The organism is Desulfuromusa ferrireducens (assembly GCF_055389805.1).
Window position 1 is genome coordinate 2,204,410 of sequence record NZ_AP042415.1, and the last position, 17,742, is coordinate 2,222,151.

The 17,742-nt window shown below is 53.0% G+C and carries 14 protein-coding genes; 2 read left to right on the top strand and 12 right to left on the bottom strand.

The window, feature by feature from the left end:
* Positions 1-7 precede the first annotated feature (7 nt).
* Both ACZ5PT_RS10030 and ACZ5PT_RS10035 read right to left on the bottom strand, forming a co-directional pair.
* Positions 8-1,681 (bottom strand): ABC transporter permease, encoded by a 1,674-nt coding sequence (locus tag ACZ5PT_RS10030; RefSeq protein ID WP_464266683.1) that lies wholly within the window; start codon positions 1,679-1,681, stop codon positions 8-10.
* Between the two features lie 9 nt (positions 1,682-1,690).
* Positions 1,691-2,698 carry an extracellular solute-binding protein gene (locus ACZ5PT_RS10035; RefSeq protein WP_464266684.1) on the bottom strand — a complete coding sequence of 336 codons (1,008 nt, stop codon included), beginning with the start codon at positions 2,696-2,698 and terminating at the stop codon, positions 1,691-1,693.
* A 261-nt stretch (positions 2,699-2,959) separates the two neighbouring features.
* Here ACZ5PT_RS10035 and ACZ5PT_RS10040 point away from each other — a divergent pair, with 261 nt between their 5' ends.
* Complete coding sequence (locus ACZ5PT_RS10040; RefSeq protein WP_464266685.1) at positions 2,960-3,646, top strand: DUF4126 domain-containing protein; 687 nt, start codon at positions 2,960-2,962, stop codon at positions 3,644-3,646.
* Positions 3,647-3,728: 82 nt separating this feature from the next.
* Here the strand turns inward: ACZ5PT_RS10040 and ACZ5PT_RS10045 are convergent, their stop codons facing one another.
* Both ACZ5PT_RS10045 and ACZ5PT_RS10050 read right to left on the bottom strand, forming a co-directional pair.
* A complete protein-coding gene (locus ACZ5PT_RS10045) occupies positions 3,729-3,959 on the bottom strand; it encodes a GSU3473 family protein (protein WP_464266686.1) in 231 nt (76 codons plus the stop codon).
* A gap of 324 nt (positions 3,960-4,283) precedes the next feature.
* Positions 4,284-5,336: a TRAP transporter substrate-binding protein gene (locus tag ACZ5PT_RS10050; protein WP_464266687.1), complete on the bottom strand. Its 1,053-nt coding sequence runs from the start codon at positions 5,334-5,336 to the stop codon at positions 4,284-4,286.
* A 171-nt stretch (positions 5,337-5,507) separates the two neighbouring features.
* On the opposite strand from ACZ5PT_RS10050, the gene ACZ5PT_RS10055 reads away from it, so the two are divergent.
* Positions 5,508-6,425 carry a LysR family transcriptional regulator gene (locus tag ACZ5PT_RS10055; protein ID WP_464266688.1) on the top strand — a complete coding sequence of 306 codons (918 nt, stop codon included), beginning with the start codon at positions 5,508-5,510 and terminating at the stop codon, positions 6,423-6,425.
* Here ACZ5PT_RS10055 and ACZ5PT_RS10060 read toward each other — a convergent pair.
* From ACZ5PT_RS10060 to ACZ5PT_RS10095, 8 genes are all read right to left on the bottom strand, one after another.
* A complete protein-coding gene (locus tag ACZ5PT_RS10060; protein WP_464266689.1) occupies positions 6,419-7,135 on the bottom strand; it encodes a response regulator transcription factor in 717 nt (238 codons plus the stop codon). The two genes, ACZ5PT_RS10055 and ACZ5PT_RS10060, sit on opposite strands and share 7 nt — an antisense overlap.
* Before the next feature lie 59 nt (positions 7,136-7,194).
* Positions 7,195-7,674, bottom strand: coding sequence for a response regulator (locus ACZ5PT_RS10065; RefSeq protein ID WP_464266690.1), 480 nt, complete (start codon positions 7,672-7,674; stop codon positions 7,195-7,197).
* Positions 7,675-7,920: 246 nt separating this feature from the next.
* A complete protein-coding gene (locus ACZ5PT_RS10070; RefSeq protein WP_464266691.1) occupies positions 7,921-8,568 on the bottom strand; it encodes a response regulator in 648 nt (215 codons plus the stop codon).
* The gene (locus ACZ5PT_RS10075; protein WP_464266692.1) at positions 8,565-10,184 is read right to left on the bottom strand and encodes an ATP-binding protein; all 1,620 of its coding nucleotides are present in this window, start codon (positions 10,182-10,184) and stop codon (positions 8,565-8,567) included. Before ACZ5PT_RS10075 ends, ACZ5PT_RS10070 begins: the two co-directional genes overlap by 4 nt.
* Before the next feature lie 371 nt (positions 10,185-10,555).
* Positions 10,556-11,926, bottom strand: a complete 1,371-nt coding sequence (locus ACZ5PT_RS10080) for an alginate export family protein (RefSeq protein ID WP_464266693.1) — start codon at positions 11,924-11,926, stop codon at positions 10,556-10,558.
* A 110-nt stretch (positions 11,927-12,036) separates the two neighbouring features.
* Positions 12,037-13,473 (bottom strand): hypothetical protein, encoded by a 1,437-nt coding sequence (locus ACZ5PT_RS10085; protein WP_464266694.1) that lies wholly within the window; start codon positions 13,471-13,473, stop codon positions 12,037-12,039.
* Positions 13,474-13,869: 396 nt separating this feature from the next.
* On the bottom strand, positions 13,870-15,081 hold the full coding sequence (locus ACZ5PT_RS10090; RefSeq protein WP_464266695.1) for an MFS transporter: 1,212 nt from the start codon (positions 15,079-15,081) through the stop codon (positions 13,870-13,872).
* Positions 15,082-15,210: 129 nt separating this feature from the next.
* Entirely contained in the window at positions 15,211-16,992 is a 1,782-nt protein-coding gene (locus ACZ5PT_RS10095; RefSeq protein ID WP_464266726.1) for a flavocytochrome c, read from the bottom strand.
* Positions 16,993-17,742: the final 750 nt, after the last annotated feature.

Genomic DNA, 17,742 nt, shown 5'->3' on the forward strand with positions numbered 1-17,742 from the left:
AGGTTACTCAGCCTTTTTCCGTGCCACGCATCAGCACCACAATCGGAATCAAACCGGAAAGCAGCAGGGTTAACGCCGGCAGCGCCGCCCGTTCCCATTCCCCTTCCGAAGTCAGTTCAAAAATCTTGGTTGCCAAGGTATCCCAGCCAAAAGGGCGGGTCATCAGTGTGATCGGCATCTCTTTCATAACATCGACAAACACCAGGGTCAGGGCGGTAAAAATTCCGCCGCGCAACATTGGTAGATGGACTTTTGCCAGCAGTTTGATACCGCGCAAGCCCATCAATCTTGATGCCTCATCGATGTTGTTGGTCAACCGGTGCATGGCGCTGTCGATCGATTTAAAACCGGCGGCCATAAAGCGGATCAGGTAGGCGAGCAGCATGATCATGATGGTGCCCTGTAGCAGTTGCGGGATTTCCCAGCCGAATAGACTGCGCGCCAGGTTGATCAGCAGGTTGTCCAGTTTGGCCAGCGGAATAAAAATACCGACCGCCAGCACCGTACCGGGCAAGGCATAACCGAGGGTGGCGATGCGGATCAAGCCATGGGTCAGGCGATCCTGATGGCGGCGGCCGGCGTAGGCGAGCAGGAGGGCGACAGTCGTGATCAGCAGAGCCGAACTGAGTCCGAGGGCCAAGGAGTGGCCCAGCAGCGACAGGTAGCGGCTGTCAAACTCCTGATGGAAGGATTCCAGGCTCCAGCTCAAAAGTTGCAGAGCCGGCAGCAAAAAAGCGATCAGCAGCACCAGCAGGCAAAAGCCGCTTGCCAGCCATTTTTTTCCGGTTGTTAAGACGATCCGCTCCGCTTGTGGGGCGACCCGGCTCTGGCCGAAGCGCATCCGCTTGCGCAGCTTCTGTTCCAGCAAAATCAACAAAAAAACCAGCACCACCAGCAAGGACGAGAGTTGTGCTGCAGCGGCCAGCGAGAAGAAGCCGAACCATGCTTTGTAGATGGCGGTGGTGAAGGTGTCGTAATTGAAGATCGAGACGGCGCCAAAGTCGGCCAGGGCCTCCATCAGCACCAGGGTTGCACCACCGGCAATCCAGGGGCGGGCCATCGGCAGCACGACGCGAAAAAAACCGGAGACTGGTGAGCAACCAAGGCTTTGTGCCGCTTCCAGTGCCCTTTTGCCCTGGGTCTGAAAGGCGTTGCGCGCCAGCAGGTAAACATAGGGGTAGAGTGCCAGCGACATCACCAGGATGACGCCTGCGGCGGAACGGATATCGGGAAACCAGACGCCACGACCGAACCAGTCGCGCAGCTGTGTCTGTACCGGACCGGCATAATCAAACAGGCCGAGAAAGACAAAGGCCAGAACGTAGGTCGGCATGGCCAATGGTAACAGCAGCAGCCAGGAAAAATACTTGCGGCCAGGGAACTCACAGGCGCCAGTCAGCCAGGCGAGACTGACGCCGAGCAGCAGGGTGCCGGTGGCGACGCCCAGCACCAGGGTCAGGGTGTTGAGCAGTAGTCTGCCGAGGAGGGTCTGCAGCAGGTGCTGCCAGATATCCCAGGCCGGTTGCTGCCAGGCCAGCAGCAGGATCGATAGTGGCGCCAGCACCAACAGGGCAACACCTATAGTCAGCCACTGCCAGCCGCTTGGTTTCTGCAGCAGGCGGCTGACGCCTCGCAGGGAGGCTCCAGCCCGATTCGCCGGTGAGGTGGAGATGTCTCTCACAGTAGCCCTTTAACGGTAGTCCGCACGGTCCATCAGTTTGATGGCGTCGGTTTGCAGCGCTCCGGCGCTGGCGAGATTCTGCTCACTCGCTTTGAATTTGCCCCAGGCCTTGACATAATCGTGGGCTTCAACGGTTGGATTAACCGGATACTCCATGTTGGCATCAGCAAACATGTTTTGCGCTTTGGTCGAGGAGAGCCATTCCAGGAGCTTGATCGCCGCTTGCGGGTTTTTCGCGTAGCGGGTCACGCCAGCGCCAGAGACATTAACGTGCACGCCGGTGCTGTCCTGGTTCGGCCAGTAAAGGGCCAGTTTTAGCTCTGGATTTTTCTTCAACAGCCGACCGAAATAGTAGGTGTTGACGACACCGACATCTCCCTGCCCAGCCAGGATCGCTTCCATGACCTTGGTGTCGTTGGAAAAAGGTGGTGCCGCCAGGTTGGCAACCCAGGATTCAACAATCTGACTGGTTTTCTGTTCGCCATGTTCAGCAATCAGCATGGCCACCAGGGACTGGTTGTAAACCTTTTTCGAGGTGCGCAGGATCAGGCGTTGTTTCCATTTTGCATCGCCGAGGGCTTCGTAGCTGCTCAACTGTTCCGGCTTGACCCGTTCGGTACTGTAGACGATGGTGCGGGCGCGTTGAGAAAGACCGAACCAGCGATTGTCGGGGTCACGCAAGTTAGCCGGGATGTTGTTGCTTAGCACCGCTGAAGAAACCTCTTGCAGGACCCCTTCGTTGGCGGCATGCCAGAGGTTGCCGGCATCGACGGTGAGCAGCAGATCGGCGCGCGTGTTTTTACCTTCGGCCTTGAGGCGCTGCAGCAAGGGGCCGGCTTTGTCGGTCACGTAAGTAATTTTGACGCCCGACTCTTTGCTGTAGGCATCGAACAGTGGCTTGATCAGGTGTTCTTTTCTGGCTGAGTAGACGACCAGCTCATCGGCATAGACCGGGATCGAAGAAAACAGCAGGGCGAATAGTACCAGGGTTAGAAAAGACAGGTTGAGACGGTCCATGTAAAATACTCCTCGTGAAATTGATTCTGAAAACGAATTTCAATTTAGGGATCACGAGTGTATTTGTCAAGAACTTTAATCGTGAAAGGCAATGTAATCGCTCAGCAAATATGACCATTTCGGTAATCTATACTTTGCCAGCTGTTGGGAATCTTTCTATCGATAGGAATGTCACCTGCTGTCTATCGCTTTTGCATGATTTCCGGTTATGATTGTATGGATTAAACCGATATCTGATTATTTAGTTGAGAGAGGAAGCGCATGGAACAGTTAGATCAGATTGCTACGATAATTGCCTTGAGCATGGGGGTCGCTTGGGCCAGCGGTATCAATTTGTATGCTGCGCTACTGATGTTAGGGCTGCTTGGCTCGTCGGGGAGTCTTGTGCTGCCGCCTGATCTGCTAATTTTAACCAACCCTTTGGTGATCTTTGCCGCCGGGGCGATGTACCTGGTAGAATTCGTCGCTGACAAGGTTCCGGGGGTGGATAATTCCTGGGATACCCTGCACACATTTATCCGTATCCCGGCTGGAGCCATGCTGGCTGCCGGTGCCGTCGGTGAAATGGATCCGGCGGTTTCTTTGGCCGCGGCAATCGTCGGCGGCGGGTTGGCCGCCGGTGCGCATGCCACCAAGGCCGGTTCGCGAGTACTGATCAACGCCTCGCCGGAGCCGTTCACCAACTGGATGGCGTCTTTGACCGAGGATGTTCTGGTCGTTGCCGGTCTCTGGACGGCCCTGCACTATCCGCTGTTGTTCATCGTTTTCTTGCTGGTCTTTGTGTTGATGATGGTTTGGCTGCTGCCGAAAATCTGGCGTGGTGTCAAACTGGTCTTTACTGCACTGATCAGTTTCTTTAAGGGGGGGACAAAGGGGCCGCCGGGCCCGCCTGATTTGAAATTCCCGAAATCTTTTCCTGACCTGCCAGGGGATTCCGGTGGCAGGTGAGTGGTAGGCTAATTAATCGGTCAATAAGAAAAGGCCGGATGATGAAATCATCCGGCCTTTTTTTGCAAATAATATCAGTTTATCAGCCACACATCGACAACTGTTGGACGCTGGTTTGTTGATGCAAGCGACGGTCCTGTCCGGTAAATATGTGGCGGCTTTCGGCGCGGACTTGATCAACTCCGACTACGGCCCAGTCTTTGTTGCGTTGAAACATCTGCACCTCGCCCATGAAGAGCAGGATGTCCAGAAATTTCTGCGTGACCAGATCCTCGATACCGTCTCTGTAAATCACCCGAATCATCGTACCCATCCTCCTTTGAACTCCGATAGTAGAATCTAGAAAGAGAAGCATGTTTCTAGCTAATCACAAGCGGGACACATAATAGCAAAAAAAATAACCTAAAGGGAAGAGAAAAGTACGGCTCTTTAGGTGTGAATATGCTGAGATATTAATTAATCAATGTATGTAGCGGGGAGGGTTTGAGTTGTTTAGACGTCTGAGTTGCACGGATATAGGGTGTTTGAACGTATTTTTTGTTCGCTAAAAGAAGTTCGTGGCGCCGATTAGCAGAACCTGGAACGGCCCGAAGTTAGAACTCCGAGCCGTTCCGTAAAGTCGATCACTATGCTTAAGTTAGTTGCCCAATGTGCTGCGAACCTTTTGCAGATATTCGGCACCAATTTTCTGTTGCCACTTCTCATACACCGGTTGCGCCTGGGCGATCATCTGTTGCCTGTCGGTGGCAGTTAAATTGTGGAACGTTACCCCCGCTTCCTTTGCTGCGGCAATTTGTTGATCCTGCTGTTCTCTGGTTGCAAGGCGCGCCTTGGCGCTTTCCTCGATAACCACTTCGGTCATAATCTGTTGCAGGTCTTTGGGTAATTTGTTGAACCAGCGGCGATTGACCAGATGGACGAACAGCCCTTGGGCGTAGTTCACCTGGGTGAAATGTTTGGCCACGGTAAATTTCTTGGTCACGTTGCAGACGATCGGCGTGTGGTCGAGTCCGGTGATGACACCGGTCTGCAATGCCTGTGGCACATCGGGCCAGGGGAGAACGGTGAATTTTAGCCCCCAGGATTTGTAGATATCGGTATTGACCGGTGCTTGGGCGATGCGAAAATTTATCAGTTTAGCGTCGGTTAAATCGGTGACCGGAGTTTTTGTCGCCCAGCCGTAGGTGCCGTAACCGGTAATGTCGAGTACCATTAGGTTGTTGCGCAGCGCAGAATCTCGGTACTCATTCCACAGCTCCGGGGTGTTGCGGAAGGTTTCCAACTTGTCGAAGGTGTCGACGACAAAGGGAAGGTTGACTAGGCCGAGTTTGTTCGAGACGTTGGCCGCGGCAACAGAAGAACAGAGCATGCCCTGAATTGCACCGAGCTTTAATTTGTTGATAACATCCTTTTCTCCGCCGAGTTGCGACAGCGGACGAAAATCCACATAGAGTCGGCCGTTGCTTTTTTCCCAGACCCGGTCGCGTATTTTGTAGCCAACACCGATTCCGGCGATTCCGGGGTGAGCGACATTTGAAACCAGATAGGTGTATTCGGCTGTAGATGGGTCGAACTTTGGTTGCCATGCGGCCAAGGCGTCGCTAGCGGCGCTCGCAGTGCCGATAGCGCTAAACATAAGGAAAAGTCCGGTCAGAACCGTTATGGCAGGTTTTAAAAGTGCTTGACGCATGGCGTCCTCCTGAGGCCTCGATTGAATCTATTGAAATAAATAAAATCGAACGAGATGCATGGTGTTGAAAACTGGATTTAGGTTGGAACGGTGCAAGTTTTACAGTAGTCTTGGCGAATTATCCAATTGATCTTTTCGCAGGGAGCGTTCGATATAATCGAACGTATAACGATGGAACTTTATCGATTAAAGAGCTTTGTTGCGATTGTCAGAACAGGCAATTTAACCCGGGCAGCCGAGCAACTGAATATCAGCCAGTCGGCACTGTCGAGCCAACTCAAGCAATTGGAAGGGGAATTTGAGTGTCATCTGTTCACCCGTTCACCGCGGGGGATGCAGTTGAACGAGGCTGGGCGCGAACTGCTGCCGTATGTCGACAGATTACTGGAGAGTGAAGAGACGCTGCTGCAAAAAGCACAGGCACTGCGTCACGGTGGCGGAGAAACGCTGCACGTTGGACTCAATGCCGACCCCGGTTTTTTACGCGTTGGAGCGATAAATCGTCGCTTGCAGCAACTGTATAGCGAAATGAACGTTATCTTTCTTGCCAGTCAGACGGCGGGTACGGCGCAGATGCTCCGGCAGGGGCAACTTGATCTGGCTTTTCTTTACGGGGTCACCAGCGATACCGATATTCGCTGTCAGAAGCTCTCAGATGTCCGTTTTTGTGTTGTTATTCCAAAGCACATGGGTTCTTCCGGGCCGGAGTTGAGCTGGCAAGAAGTGGCCGGACTCCCCTGGGTCTGGGTTGAACATGGCTCACCTCCTTATGATGCGATCTTGCAGGAATTCAGCAACCAGCAGTTGTTGCCGAAACAAATGGTGAAAACGGTGGATGAATATATCGTCAAGCAATTGGTATTGGATGGCCAGGGGGTGGCGATCATGCGTGAAGACGAAGCGCGTTTGCTGGTTGATGCCGGACAGGCGGTCATTTGGCAAAAAGGTTGGTTGACTCTGTCGTTGAGTCTGGCCTGGATGGCTAGTGATGAAGAGAAGTTCCAGGTTCGCACCGCCCGGGACGTGATCAGCTATTTATGGCAGCCTGGGTTGAACTCAGCAGGCGAAGGGGCTGTATATAATTATTGAACTTCGGTCGCAGTGGCTGGTTCGGTCGGTAGCGAATAGAAGTGACCGACGCCGCGAACCGCTTTAATTCGTTCCGAGCCGTCATCATGACTGGAAAGTTTTTTTCGCAAATGACTGATATGGACATCAATGCTACGGTCGTACGGATTGTGGTTACGGCCCTGAACAAGACGCACCAATTCTTCACGTGGAATGACCTGTCCTGCGTTGCTCAGAAGAACTTCCAGGAGGGTGAATTCAGCGGCAGTCAGCGAGATTTCCTTGTCATTACGATAAGCCCTGTGTGAACCGGGATCGAGCAGAATGTCGCCTACAGTCAGGGTCTCGAGGGTTTTTTTTGTTATCGCGCTATTTGTGCAGCGACGTGAGATAGTGTTGATGCGTGCCAGGAGTTCTTGCAGGTTGAAGGGCTTGGCCAGATAGTCATCCGCCCCCATTTTTAGCCCTTTGATCCGGTCGTTATCTTCGTCGCAGATGGTCAGCATCAGAATGGGAATATTGGAATACAACCTGATCTGGCGCAGAATTTCAAATCCATCCATACCAGGTAGTTTAACATCCAGAATGACAAAGGTGTGCTCTCCAGAGAGACTGCGCTCCAGCCCCCTGATCCCATCTTGCACGGTCTCAACTCGAAACCCTTCCTGCGTCAGATAATCCTGCAGCAAATTGCAGATGTCGAGACCATCGTCAATAACTAGAATATGCATGCCCCACCCCCATGTCGTGCTGGTGATATTATTTTACCTATTTGGTCGAAACGTCAATGTTAACGTTTCAGGTTAATCAGAGCCTGTCGCTCATTGTTGTTCATGGCATCGCCAAGGGCAGTTAAGGTGCGGTTGGCCGGAATGAACTTTTCCCCTTTGTCCAGCCATTTACCAAGAACTTCCAGGTTGTATGGTTTGTGAAAGGTTTTACAGTTGAGTTGTTTCGCTTTTTCCAGCTCATCGTGAGACCAATAGGCGGAAAATATTGCCTTGCACTGCGTATTGATATGGCAGTTGCCTTGTGACAGCAGTTCCAAAAAATCGATGCCTGACAAATACGGCAGACGGTTGTCGGTCAAGAGAAAATCCGCACAAGCGTTTGGTTTGGGGCACAGTGATCGCTGGGCGGAAAATAGCGGGCAGCTTGTCACGTTGGGGAAACTCAACACCTGGTAGCCCCGTTCTTCCAGAAACTCACAGAGAAGATCGCGGCAGAAGTCCATATCATCAATAACAATTGCTCTAAAACGGTCTCGCAAAATTCACACCCCTCAGTGGCCCATATCGTATGCGACGAATTCATTCGTGTTGTCCGCGATAGGAATTCATTAATTTGTTCGATTGTTTAGTGTACAAATTAACGTATAGTGGGTGGTTATAAGCGTTAAGAATTGTTAAGTGCGTGATGATATTTTTTGGTAGTCGCGGATCGTTCTGCCCATTTGAAACAGCAGTGGGAAGGGATCGCGCTGGAGGTGTCGGACGATATGTCCGTGGCTGCTCAATTATAGCGACGTTAGCCCCTCGCGGATGGCGTATTTGGTCAAATCCGCAACATTGTGGATATCCAGTTTTCGCATGATCTGGGCACGATGGGCCTCGATGGTCTTAACGCTCAGGTAGAGCTTTTCCGCGATGGTTTTGGTCGCGTTGCCCTCTGCCAGTAATTGTAGAACTTCCCGTTCGCGAGGGGAGAGGGTTGCACTTTTGGGTGCCAGTGTCTGCGTGACTTGCGAGCGATAGTCCTTGACCAGCAGGCTCGCTATTTCCGGGCTCAAGTAGGTTTTCCCCTGACAGACCAAGTGGATCGCTTGCACCAGTTCGTCATAGACGCAATCTTTCAGCAGATAGGCCGTTGCCCCTGCTTGGAGCATCTCCGCAACAAAATGATGGTCCGAATGCATGGAGAGGGCGATGATCTTGGTTGCCGGGTTTTTTCGGATGATCTGGCGTGTTGCGTCGATGCCGTTCAGGTTCGGCATGGTGATGTCCATAATTAAAACATCCGGCTCCAGCTCTTGGTTTAGCCGGATGACCCCGCGGCCATCACTGGCTTCTCCCACCACCTCGAGATCCGCTTCCTGATCGAGCAAGTTGCGGATACCGGCGCGAATAATACTGTGATCATCAGCCAGGACGATTCTGATTTTCATTTTGTACCTCGATTTATGCTTTTTTCGAGCGGGATCTGTAGATGAGCTGACGTGCCCGTGCCCTTTATCGAGCTGATCTGAAACTCACCGCCCAGATAGGTCAGGCGTTCGCGGATACTCAAAAGTCCGAAACCGGTTTGTTCCAGATCGTGATCGGAAAGAGGAGTCCCCTGCATGCCGACGCCGTTATCCTCAATCGAGAGTAGCAGCTTCTGGTCAATGACCTTGAGTTCAATTTTCACGTAACTGGCCGCCGCATGTTTGACGATATTGACCAGTAGCTCGCGGATGGTTTTAAACAGCAGCACCTTGGTGTCTTCGGCCAGAGTAATCTCCTGTCCATTGTTGATCACTTCGACTTCGATGTTGTTGCTGCGCAGAATGTTTTCCGCCAGCCATTTCAGAGAGGCCCCAAAGGTCAGATTGTAGAGCGCTGGCGGGCTCATCTCGGTTGTCAGCGAACGGGTTGCGTGAATCGCTTGATTGAGAAAGCTTTTGATGTCGGCCAGCGCGTCCTGACAGCCCTTTGCTGCCGCAGACGTCTCCATTGCCGACAGGCGGATCTTGGTCAGGGCCAGGTTTTGCCCCAGGTTGTCGTGCAGCAATTCCGCCAGTCGCCGCCGTTCCTCCTCTTCGACAAGGGTCAGCTCCATCGACAGTGAGCGGAGCCGTTCATTTTTGACTGAAATCTCTCTGGTTTTTTTTTCTACCTGGTAACGGGCGAACAGCGAAAAGCCGAATAGCAGCAGGGCCGCTCCGCCAAGAACGGCGGCCAAATGCAGTAACCAGGTGGGGAGCTCAGTTCCCAGACTGCGGCTGAACCATTTATCCCAGCTCTGGTAGTAAATGGATGCCCGGTTCGATTTCATTTCGCGAATATGGGCATCGATAACGTTCAAGTGGGGCGAATAGCTGTTTTTCGGTGCACCAAAATAGAGGGTGATCGGATTGAGCAGGATCGGGGTTTTGACAATGTCATTGCCCATCTCTTCCATGTTGTTGTAGAAGCGTCCCAACACGATGGCGTCGACTTTATTGTCCCGGAAATCCTGCAATGCCTTGATAGGATTGGTAAACCCGACGAAAACGGCATTAACGTTGAATTTTTCCACCAGCTGGCCGATGCCGGTTTCTCCTTCGAAAAAGACGCAGGAACTTTCAACCGCAATCCGCTTTCCTTCGAGATCAAGGATGGTCTGAATGTTGGCATCGCGGCTACTGTAAACCTGTCCCCAATCGATCAGAATAGGGGATTCCGACAGCGTGAAATCCTGCTCTGTATTCAAGCGTGGATAGACGCCCGGAATAAGGTCGACATCTCCGCTTTTCAGCATCTCCATCGTGCCACACCAGGGGACCGGAATATATTCAATCTGCCAGTTTTCCTGATGCGCAATATGCTCGAGGATGTCGGCGAAAAAACCACGCACTTGCCCCTGCTCATTCCGCCAGATAAGCGGTGGATCCTGGGTGACACCGATCCGCACCAGTTGTTTGTCCGCAGTCGCAAGGGCGCTTGTGGTGTGGCCCAGAACAAGAAAAAGCGCCAACAGGATGATTGCCGCGCTAAAATTCAATGTTGCGCTTTGAGGCTGTGGCTTGTTACGCAATATCAATGGACGTTCCTTTTGTTGATGACTTTTTTTGAGCTTATTTAGGAGCCTGTCGGACTATCCATGAGCAGGCTGCAAATTCGGCTGTTTGGCCCCAATTTCAGCTCCTTTTCAGACCATAGCTATGGCTATGCGCTCTCAAATGAGCCGAAATTTGGTCTCAAACCTCCAAGTTTTCGCTTCTGCCCGTATAGTCCGACACCCTCCTAGCATGACTTCATTCTCGAGGGAAAGTCTATAAGGGAATCCCTTATTTTTTCAGTTAGCCAATACCTGGTTGGTCGTCGCCATTGCTCGTTTAAACTGTTGCTGATAAAAAAGGGCGCCTGCTAAATGTAAAGCAGGCGCCCGATTATTTTTTGTTCTGGCTTTGCTTAGAAGCTCAGGTAGACAGCGAGCTGAGCCAGGTAACTGTCTTCGTCGTTAGCAAAGGACTGTTTGGCTGCGCCCTTGGGGGTGGCCCAGGCAAGGGTCGCGGTCAGGAACAGATTGTCGGTGAGACTATAGTCGGCATAAAGGTCAATTTCCTGGGCAAACTTGTCATCGCTGACAGAGGTTCCGTAGTAGTTTTTCTCATCGAGAGAGAAATCGTAAAAGAGGATTCCGGTCGCTAAGGCTTCGCTCGGTTGCAGATTGAGGCTGACCATGTGGACCTTTTGGTTGCTGTTAAACAGGTAGTACTCGCCAACGATCTCACCCATGATGTGTGATCCCCAACCGCGTCCCATGCTGTAAAACAGCGGGTCGAAGGCTTGGTTTTTGCTGTCGCTTGAATCATCGCCGCTGAAGAAGGCGTACTTGTAGCTCAGCGTCGGGCTCCAGGGGAGATCGGCCAGGGTGTAGCCTGCTTCGAGGTAGTAGCCATTGGCATCGATATCAACGGCTTCACCGCCACCTTGGTGGACGTACTCAAAAGCGAGGAACAGGTTCTCTTGGCCGAGATTGGCCAAAGGGGTCCCTTGGCCGCGAACGCTGTAGACATCCATATTATCACGCAGAGCGTAATCACCGGTGCTGTCGACATCGGTAACGGTAAGGTAAGAGGCCCCGACGGTTCCCAGCGTTTCATGGTTATATTCGATATTCAAACCGTAGAGTTCGGTGTCGCCGGAGTCTTCGTCAGCTTGCAGGAAGAAAAACTCAGTGTGGACGGCACCGATATCGCTCTTGATGATGGCGGTGTTTTTGAACGATAGGTGGGGATTGAGCCAATAGGCACCATAGCTGCTGTCGAACTCACCGTCCATGATCAGGAAACCATCGCCGATGGCGAACTCCTGCTCACCGACGGAGATATCGAGGTTGCTGATGCCGAAGCTGGCGAATTGGCCGGTTTTAAAACCGAGATAACGCTGCTCCGATTCGAAGCCGTCAGAATCGCTCGAAGTGAATTCACTCGGATCGCCATCACCGAAGGTGCCGCTGGCGACGTAACTGAAGCCGCTATAAATCTCACCTAAATTATTGGCCGCATAGGAAGCGTTAAGCACTGGCTTAAAATAGGCCTCGCTCCAGTCGACATTCTCTTTTCCCGCGCTGGTAGCGGCGCCGAAATTGGAATTGGAGGTGGTAAAAACTCCCGCCGCCGCATCAAGGGTCAGTGCCAGGTCGAATCCGTTCTGGCTGTAGATTGGCAACTCCGCATGGGCGCGGGCAGGTTGGAAGGTCAGAAAGAAAGCCATCAAGGCAATGGTCAAGGTGATATTGATAAAGACTAAAGCCATGTTAGTGTTTTTTTTCAGCATCGGGTACTCCTGTTCAATTACTTGCAAAGTAAGAACTTCTCGTCATTAGGGTGGTAACAGCGGGTGCCCGGTCGACCTTCCGACCGGGCACCCGCTCCGGGGCGGTCGGACTAGTGCTTGGGGAGGCGTTCCAATGGCACAGCCCAGTCGATCTCGCTGACCGGATCGTTGCCGCCGAGATCAAGATCTTTGGCTTGCAGGAAGATCTCGAGATTGCCGTTGTGGCAGTTGTCGCACATCTTACCGCTGGCTTTGGCCGCATCGCTGACCAGTGGCGTGGTGGCGATAAAGTGGGAAGCGAAAGCGGTCCACATCGATTTGGTTGCCGGGTTCTTGGTGTCGATCACCGGCGCTCCTTCACCGAATGCTCCTTCGGCCATGCCGGCATGGTTCAGGGTGGTCAGCTTGCTGTTTGGATCTCCCGGAATCGAGAGACCCAGTTTGACGTTCAAGGTGTCGGGATCGCCGTTGCCCCAGGCGCCGACATACTCAGGTTTCTCGCCATCATGACAGCCGAAACAGTTGGAATAGGGCAGCGAGTGACAGGCGGCACAATCCATCTTGGAGAAATGATCGACCCCTTTGACCGGATGATCCTGGACCTTCTCTGCATGACATTGCTCGCAGGTCACCTGCACAACGTCGTTCTTCATGTTTGTCTCGATCGGACCGGTCGCTTTGCTGTCGGGGCCTTTATAGTGCAGCTTCCCTTCTGGCATGTCGGCCAGAGAACGACCATGGAATTCGACCAGATCGGTGTGGCAGTCAAGGCAGCTCAAGCCGTGCTTGGTCGCATGCACATCAACTTCCTGGTGATAATCGGCGTTTTCGTAGTGACAGGGAGCGCAGCTACTCTCTGGGCTCGGCTTGCCGAAGGCGTGACTGTTGAGCAGTCCGCCGCCGGTGATATTCGGTTTGCTGACGTGACACTGACCACAGGTGGCATGGCAGGTGTTGCAGCCCATGTACATTTCCGGCTCAAAAAAGATCTCGTCAAACAATTCTTGTGAGTTGGGGGTCTGTTTCAACCTCTCGCAGAGACCTTTGGCGACGCCGTTCATAGTGAAGTGCAGAGAGGCTTTAAAAGTATCGACCATTTCCTGGCCGTGACAGCTGGCGCAGACCTGACCGCCATCGGCGCTCGGATCGCGAATGGTGGCAGCGTGCCAGTTGGGCGTTGCCGCCTCTTCTGTGTTGTTGAGTTGCGTATGACAACTAATGCAGTCGACATCGCCATGGGCCGCCATCAGTTTCAGGTCAACGTACAGTCCGGCTGCCAGGTCTTCCGCGGTGATCGATTCGGCTTCACCTTCTTCCTGCTCGGTGGCATCATGCTCTGCTGTTGCGGCTTGTTGAGCCAGAAACTGCTGACGATTTTCCAGCAAAAATCCTTTGTTGGCATGGCACGCGGTGCAGTTGGAGCCGTTCTGACCGGCTGCGATCCCTTGCTCGGTGACCGGAGCGGTCGGATCATTCTGCGGCAGGCAGGCGACCATGGCGCAGCACAGTACCAGTAGGGTGGTGAAGCAGATAAACGATTTTCTCATGAGACCTCCAAATTTCGGTGTTTGACAGCCTTTTCTGGCTGTCGTTTTACGTGTGGAGCTGATGGTTGGAGACCGATCTTGGTTGTTTCGGTGGCAGGTCGGTTTCCGCTCAGCAATTTTGTTTGGAAGCCTAGCGCTCTACTGGGAAAAGGGGTATCGGGGGAAACCCTTAAAGGCGGATAGGGAAAGCCACCAATCGGGGTTGGTCTTGGCAGGGACTGCGCAAGGAATCACCATGGTTGGTCTTGCGCAGTCCTTGTCCCTGCTACGCTGAATCTTATTTTAATTAGCTTTGTGGTCATGCTTTTCAGGGGAGGGGTGTGCTTGCCCGGTCTTTGGTTGGCAAAAAGGCTTTGATCTGTTTCGTCGGGATTTAACGTCTCAGGGCATGCCGATTTAGTATTTCTGGACGCAGGCGTTGCGCTGTCTGACATCACCTGCAAAGGGAAGGGGTTGTGGAAGGGCAAGTCCGGCCAACGATATCAGGCCAATCAGGCCAATAGAGACAAACACCGCCTGTAGGCCTAGCGCCGCTTGGATAACCGCTCCCGCCAAAGCGCCTGCAAGGAACCCCAGATTCATGAAACCATGGAAGACTCCGATGGATTTACCCATGCCCAGTCGTTGACCCTCCTCAGCCAATAGGGCATTTGTCGCCGGTTGGGAAAGTGCGCTGAACGTCCCGATGGCCAGGGTGATTCCCAGTACCTGGCTAAAGTCGATGGCCGCAGGCAACAACATGTACAAGAGGGCCACGACCGTGCCACCGCAGAGGACCAACCGCTTATGGGAGACCCTGTCGGCAATTTTCCCAAACGGTCGCAGCAGAACAGTCATCACCATTGTTGCCGAGGCCATGATAATGCCGACCTGGATGCCGCTCAAACCAAGTTTCGTAGAGAGTAGAATCGGCAAACAAGTGGCGCAGGCGGTGATCCCGCAAGCGCGGCCAAATATAAATAACAACAACCCGGGGAAGTTCCCTCCTTGCCGGACGAGCATCCGGAAAGCGGTCTTTTCTTTTGCTTCTGAGCCGACCGTATTGGCTGTCGGATCTCGGCGAAAGATTACCAGCGCCAGACCGAGGGCGGTGAGGCTGCAAAAGAGTAAGGCCCCGAACAGCCCGTGATAACCCCAGTCGTCAATGATGATCCCGCCAATGACAGGACCGATACAGAGTGCCGCATAAAATGAGGTATCAAAACGGCCCAGAACAGATGCCCGATGAGCCTTTGGGGCCTGTTCGGCGATCATGGCCTGAACAACGGGCCGGAACATGGCACAACTGATCCCTTGCAGCAGGCGCAGACAGATAACGATGGCCAGGCTTTCGGTCGCTAAATAAATTGCCGAAACCATGAGGTAAAGCAACAGACTCCCCAGAACTAAAGGGCGTCTGCCAATCCGGTCAGCCAACTGTCCCATAAGCGGACTAAAGATGATCTTTGCCAGGGCATAGCTGCCAACCGCGACGCCCAGCAATAAGCCACGGGCGCCAATGCTCTGGCAATAGAGGGGGAAAAAGGCATCACCGATTCCGAATCCCAGGGAGATCAAGAAGTTGATCAGAAATAGCCCTCGGAACAGGCGGCGCTGGTTTGTGACCATGCGGTATTTCATCATTCAGCCCAAAGGGGACAGGTGATGGCGTTTTAGCTGTACTGAATTAAGCAGAGCGGACCGAAAACACAGGTCCGCTCTGCTTGCTTGGCAAATCAAAGGCGCTTGCCGACTAAATTACTTGTGTTGCTTGGCATATTCAGCCGCCTGTGCCCCGGCAATACGGCCAAAAGTGACAATGTCAGAAATGGCGTTACCACCCAGACGGTTGGCACCATGCACCCCGCCGGTCACTTCCCCGGCAGCGAACAGTCCGGCAATAGTTTCGCCATCCTGTCCTTTTACCGCTGTTTTTGTGTCAATAACCACGCCACCCATCGTATGGTGAACGGCGGGGGTCACCTCGATCGCGTAGAAAGGGGCGTTCGCCAGCTGCCGTGGCAGGTTGGGCCGCTCAAACTGGACATCTTTTCCCGCAGCCACAGAATCGTTGTAGCTGTTCAGGGTCTTCTCCAGTTCGGCCGCCGGGGTGCCAATCTTGTCTGCCAGTTCGGCGACCGTTTGACCCTGATTGACAAACTGCAGATTGATATAGCCCTCAATTTTCTTCAGACTGTCACGAACCGACTGGTCGAAAATAAGGTAGGCACTTGCCCCTTGTTGCGCCAGGATGGCGGCAGATGCCTTGTCGCGGGTGGTAATCTCGTTGATAAAGCGCCGGCCACCCCGATTCACCAGAATCGCGCCATTGCCACGCACCGCCTCTGTGACCATCACTCCCCCCACCGGCGAATAGGTGGGATGAGCTTGAATATATTCGAGGTCCCGGGTGGCAGCCCCGGCGAGCGCCGCTACGTCCAGGCCATCTCCTGTCGCGCCGGGATGGTTGGTCGCTTTAAATCCTTTCAGCTTCGGATCATACCTGGCCACACGATCATTGTTTTTGGCAAAACCACCGGTCGCCATGATGACAGCATCTGCCTTGATCACATAGTAGCCGGTCACTGCTCCCTTGACCAAAACCCCGGCCGCCTGGCCGGACGCATTTTTCAGGACCCTGACAACACGGCTGTTGAAACGGATATCGGTGCCGCGCTTAACCGCGTTGTCCCACAACACCCGTGCCACATGTGCGCCAACGCCGGCGCCACCGGTCGGCCGATGAGCACGGTTGACGCTTGCGCCGCCCATGCGGCCGACATCGGTCAAATCGGCTCCGAGGCTCGTCAGCCAGTCGACCGAAGCTGGCGAATTGTGCGCCAGAACCTTGACCAGTTCAGGATCATTGATGTCGCGCCCACCTTTCATGGTGTCCGCAATCATAATCTGTTCTTTGTCCTGAATCCCCAGCGCCGCCTGTGATTTTGTTCCGGCAGCGTTCATGCCACCGGCCGCCAGCTTGGTATTGCCACCCGCAACCGGTTCTTTTTCCAGTAGAATGACTTTGGCGCCGGCATCGCGGGCAGAAACCGCAGCCGAGAGGCCGGCACCACCGGAACCAACAATGACAATGTCGGTAGCTTCTCTTGGTCCGGCAGCGATGGCCTGCTCCTGGGCCGCCTTGTCGGCATCAACCGGAACGAATTTGCGTTCCCATTTGCCGGCAAACGGCAGCTGATACTCAAAGCTGTGGCAGGCATCACAGTAAGTGACCGACTTTTCGTGTCCCTTGTGGCAGGCGGTACAGGCAATATCGCCGATCAGGTGGGATTGATGCGGAGAAACAATGCCTTCGCGTTCAATGGTCGCTACTTGTTCCAGGTTGCCATGACAGCTAGCGCACTGGCTATTTTCATAGGTTAGATTGTCATTGGTCGGGCCGGATGACGAACTGTGGCAGCTTTCACAACTCCCTGTCGCAACGTGGAAACCCGCCAGCATCTCCGGCCGAGCGGTTGCCTGCTCAATTTCTTTGTCCGTCATTTTGAGCGTGCCGCTGCAGCCCCAACTGAGCAACATTGTGAATAACAATGCGACTCCCAACAATAGTGACCATTTTTTGTTTGAACCCATACGAGCCTCCTTTGATGTGGCTTTGCGGAAAAGATGGTTGTGCGTGTCCTGCCCCTTGAGGGGCGACTGCCAAACCGCACGCAGTCAGCCAGGAAGATAATAACCACCGGCGTTTTAAAGCACTTCAACGGCAGCCCTTGTTGATGGGGGAAGTGGCTGTATTTTAGTGCTTTTGTTCAGGTGATGTGAAAAGAATAGCACCACTTTATGAATTGTGTAGCGCCGCCTGTATACAATTAAGCGGTTAAAAAGAATTTAGGCTCGTCAGCAGGACCTGTGAAGATATTCAGGTTCTGCTGACGAGCCCCATTATTATCAGAATCCGACCACCCTGGAATTGCATGGCCGGAGGCTTTTTACTGCATTGCGCGATAATCAAGACATGGTGGATCGAGCAGATCCAGACCCATAATTCAATATGAAGCAACTTCCGAGACGTTTTTGGTTGGTCAGCAGTGTTGAGAGAAATCAACCTTGTTCAACGTCCGATAAGTCGACACTTGCAGGAAGACCGGTCACAACTTACTATTTTTGAAAATCGGATCTGATCGCGCCTAGTGTTGGTTTCAAAAAGGAAACTCCTGACTTATGACAAACCGAATCGGTGCGATTAGAGAAGCGCACAAATACTAGTCACAAGACAAGTCAAAATAGAAATACATATTGTGCAATTGCTTGATATTTAATTATTTATTG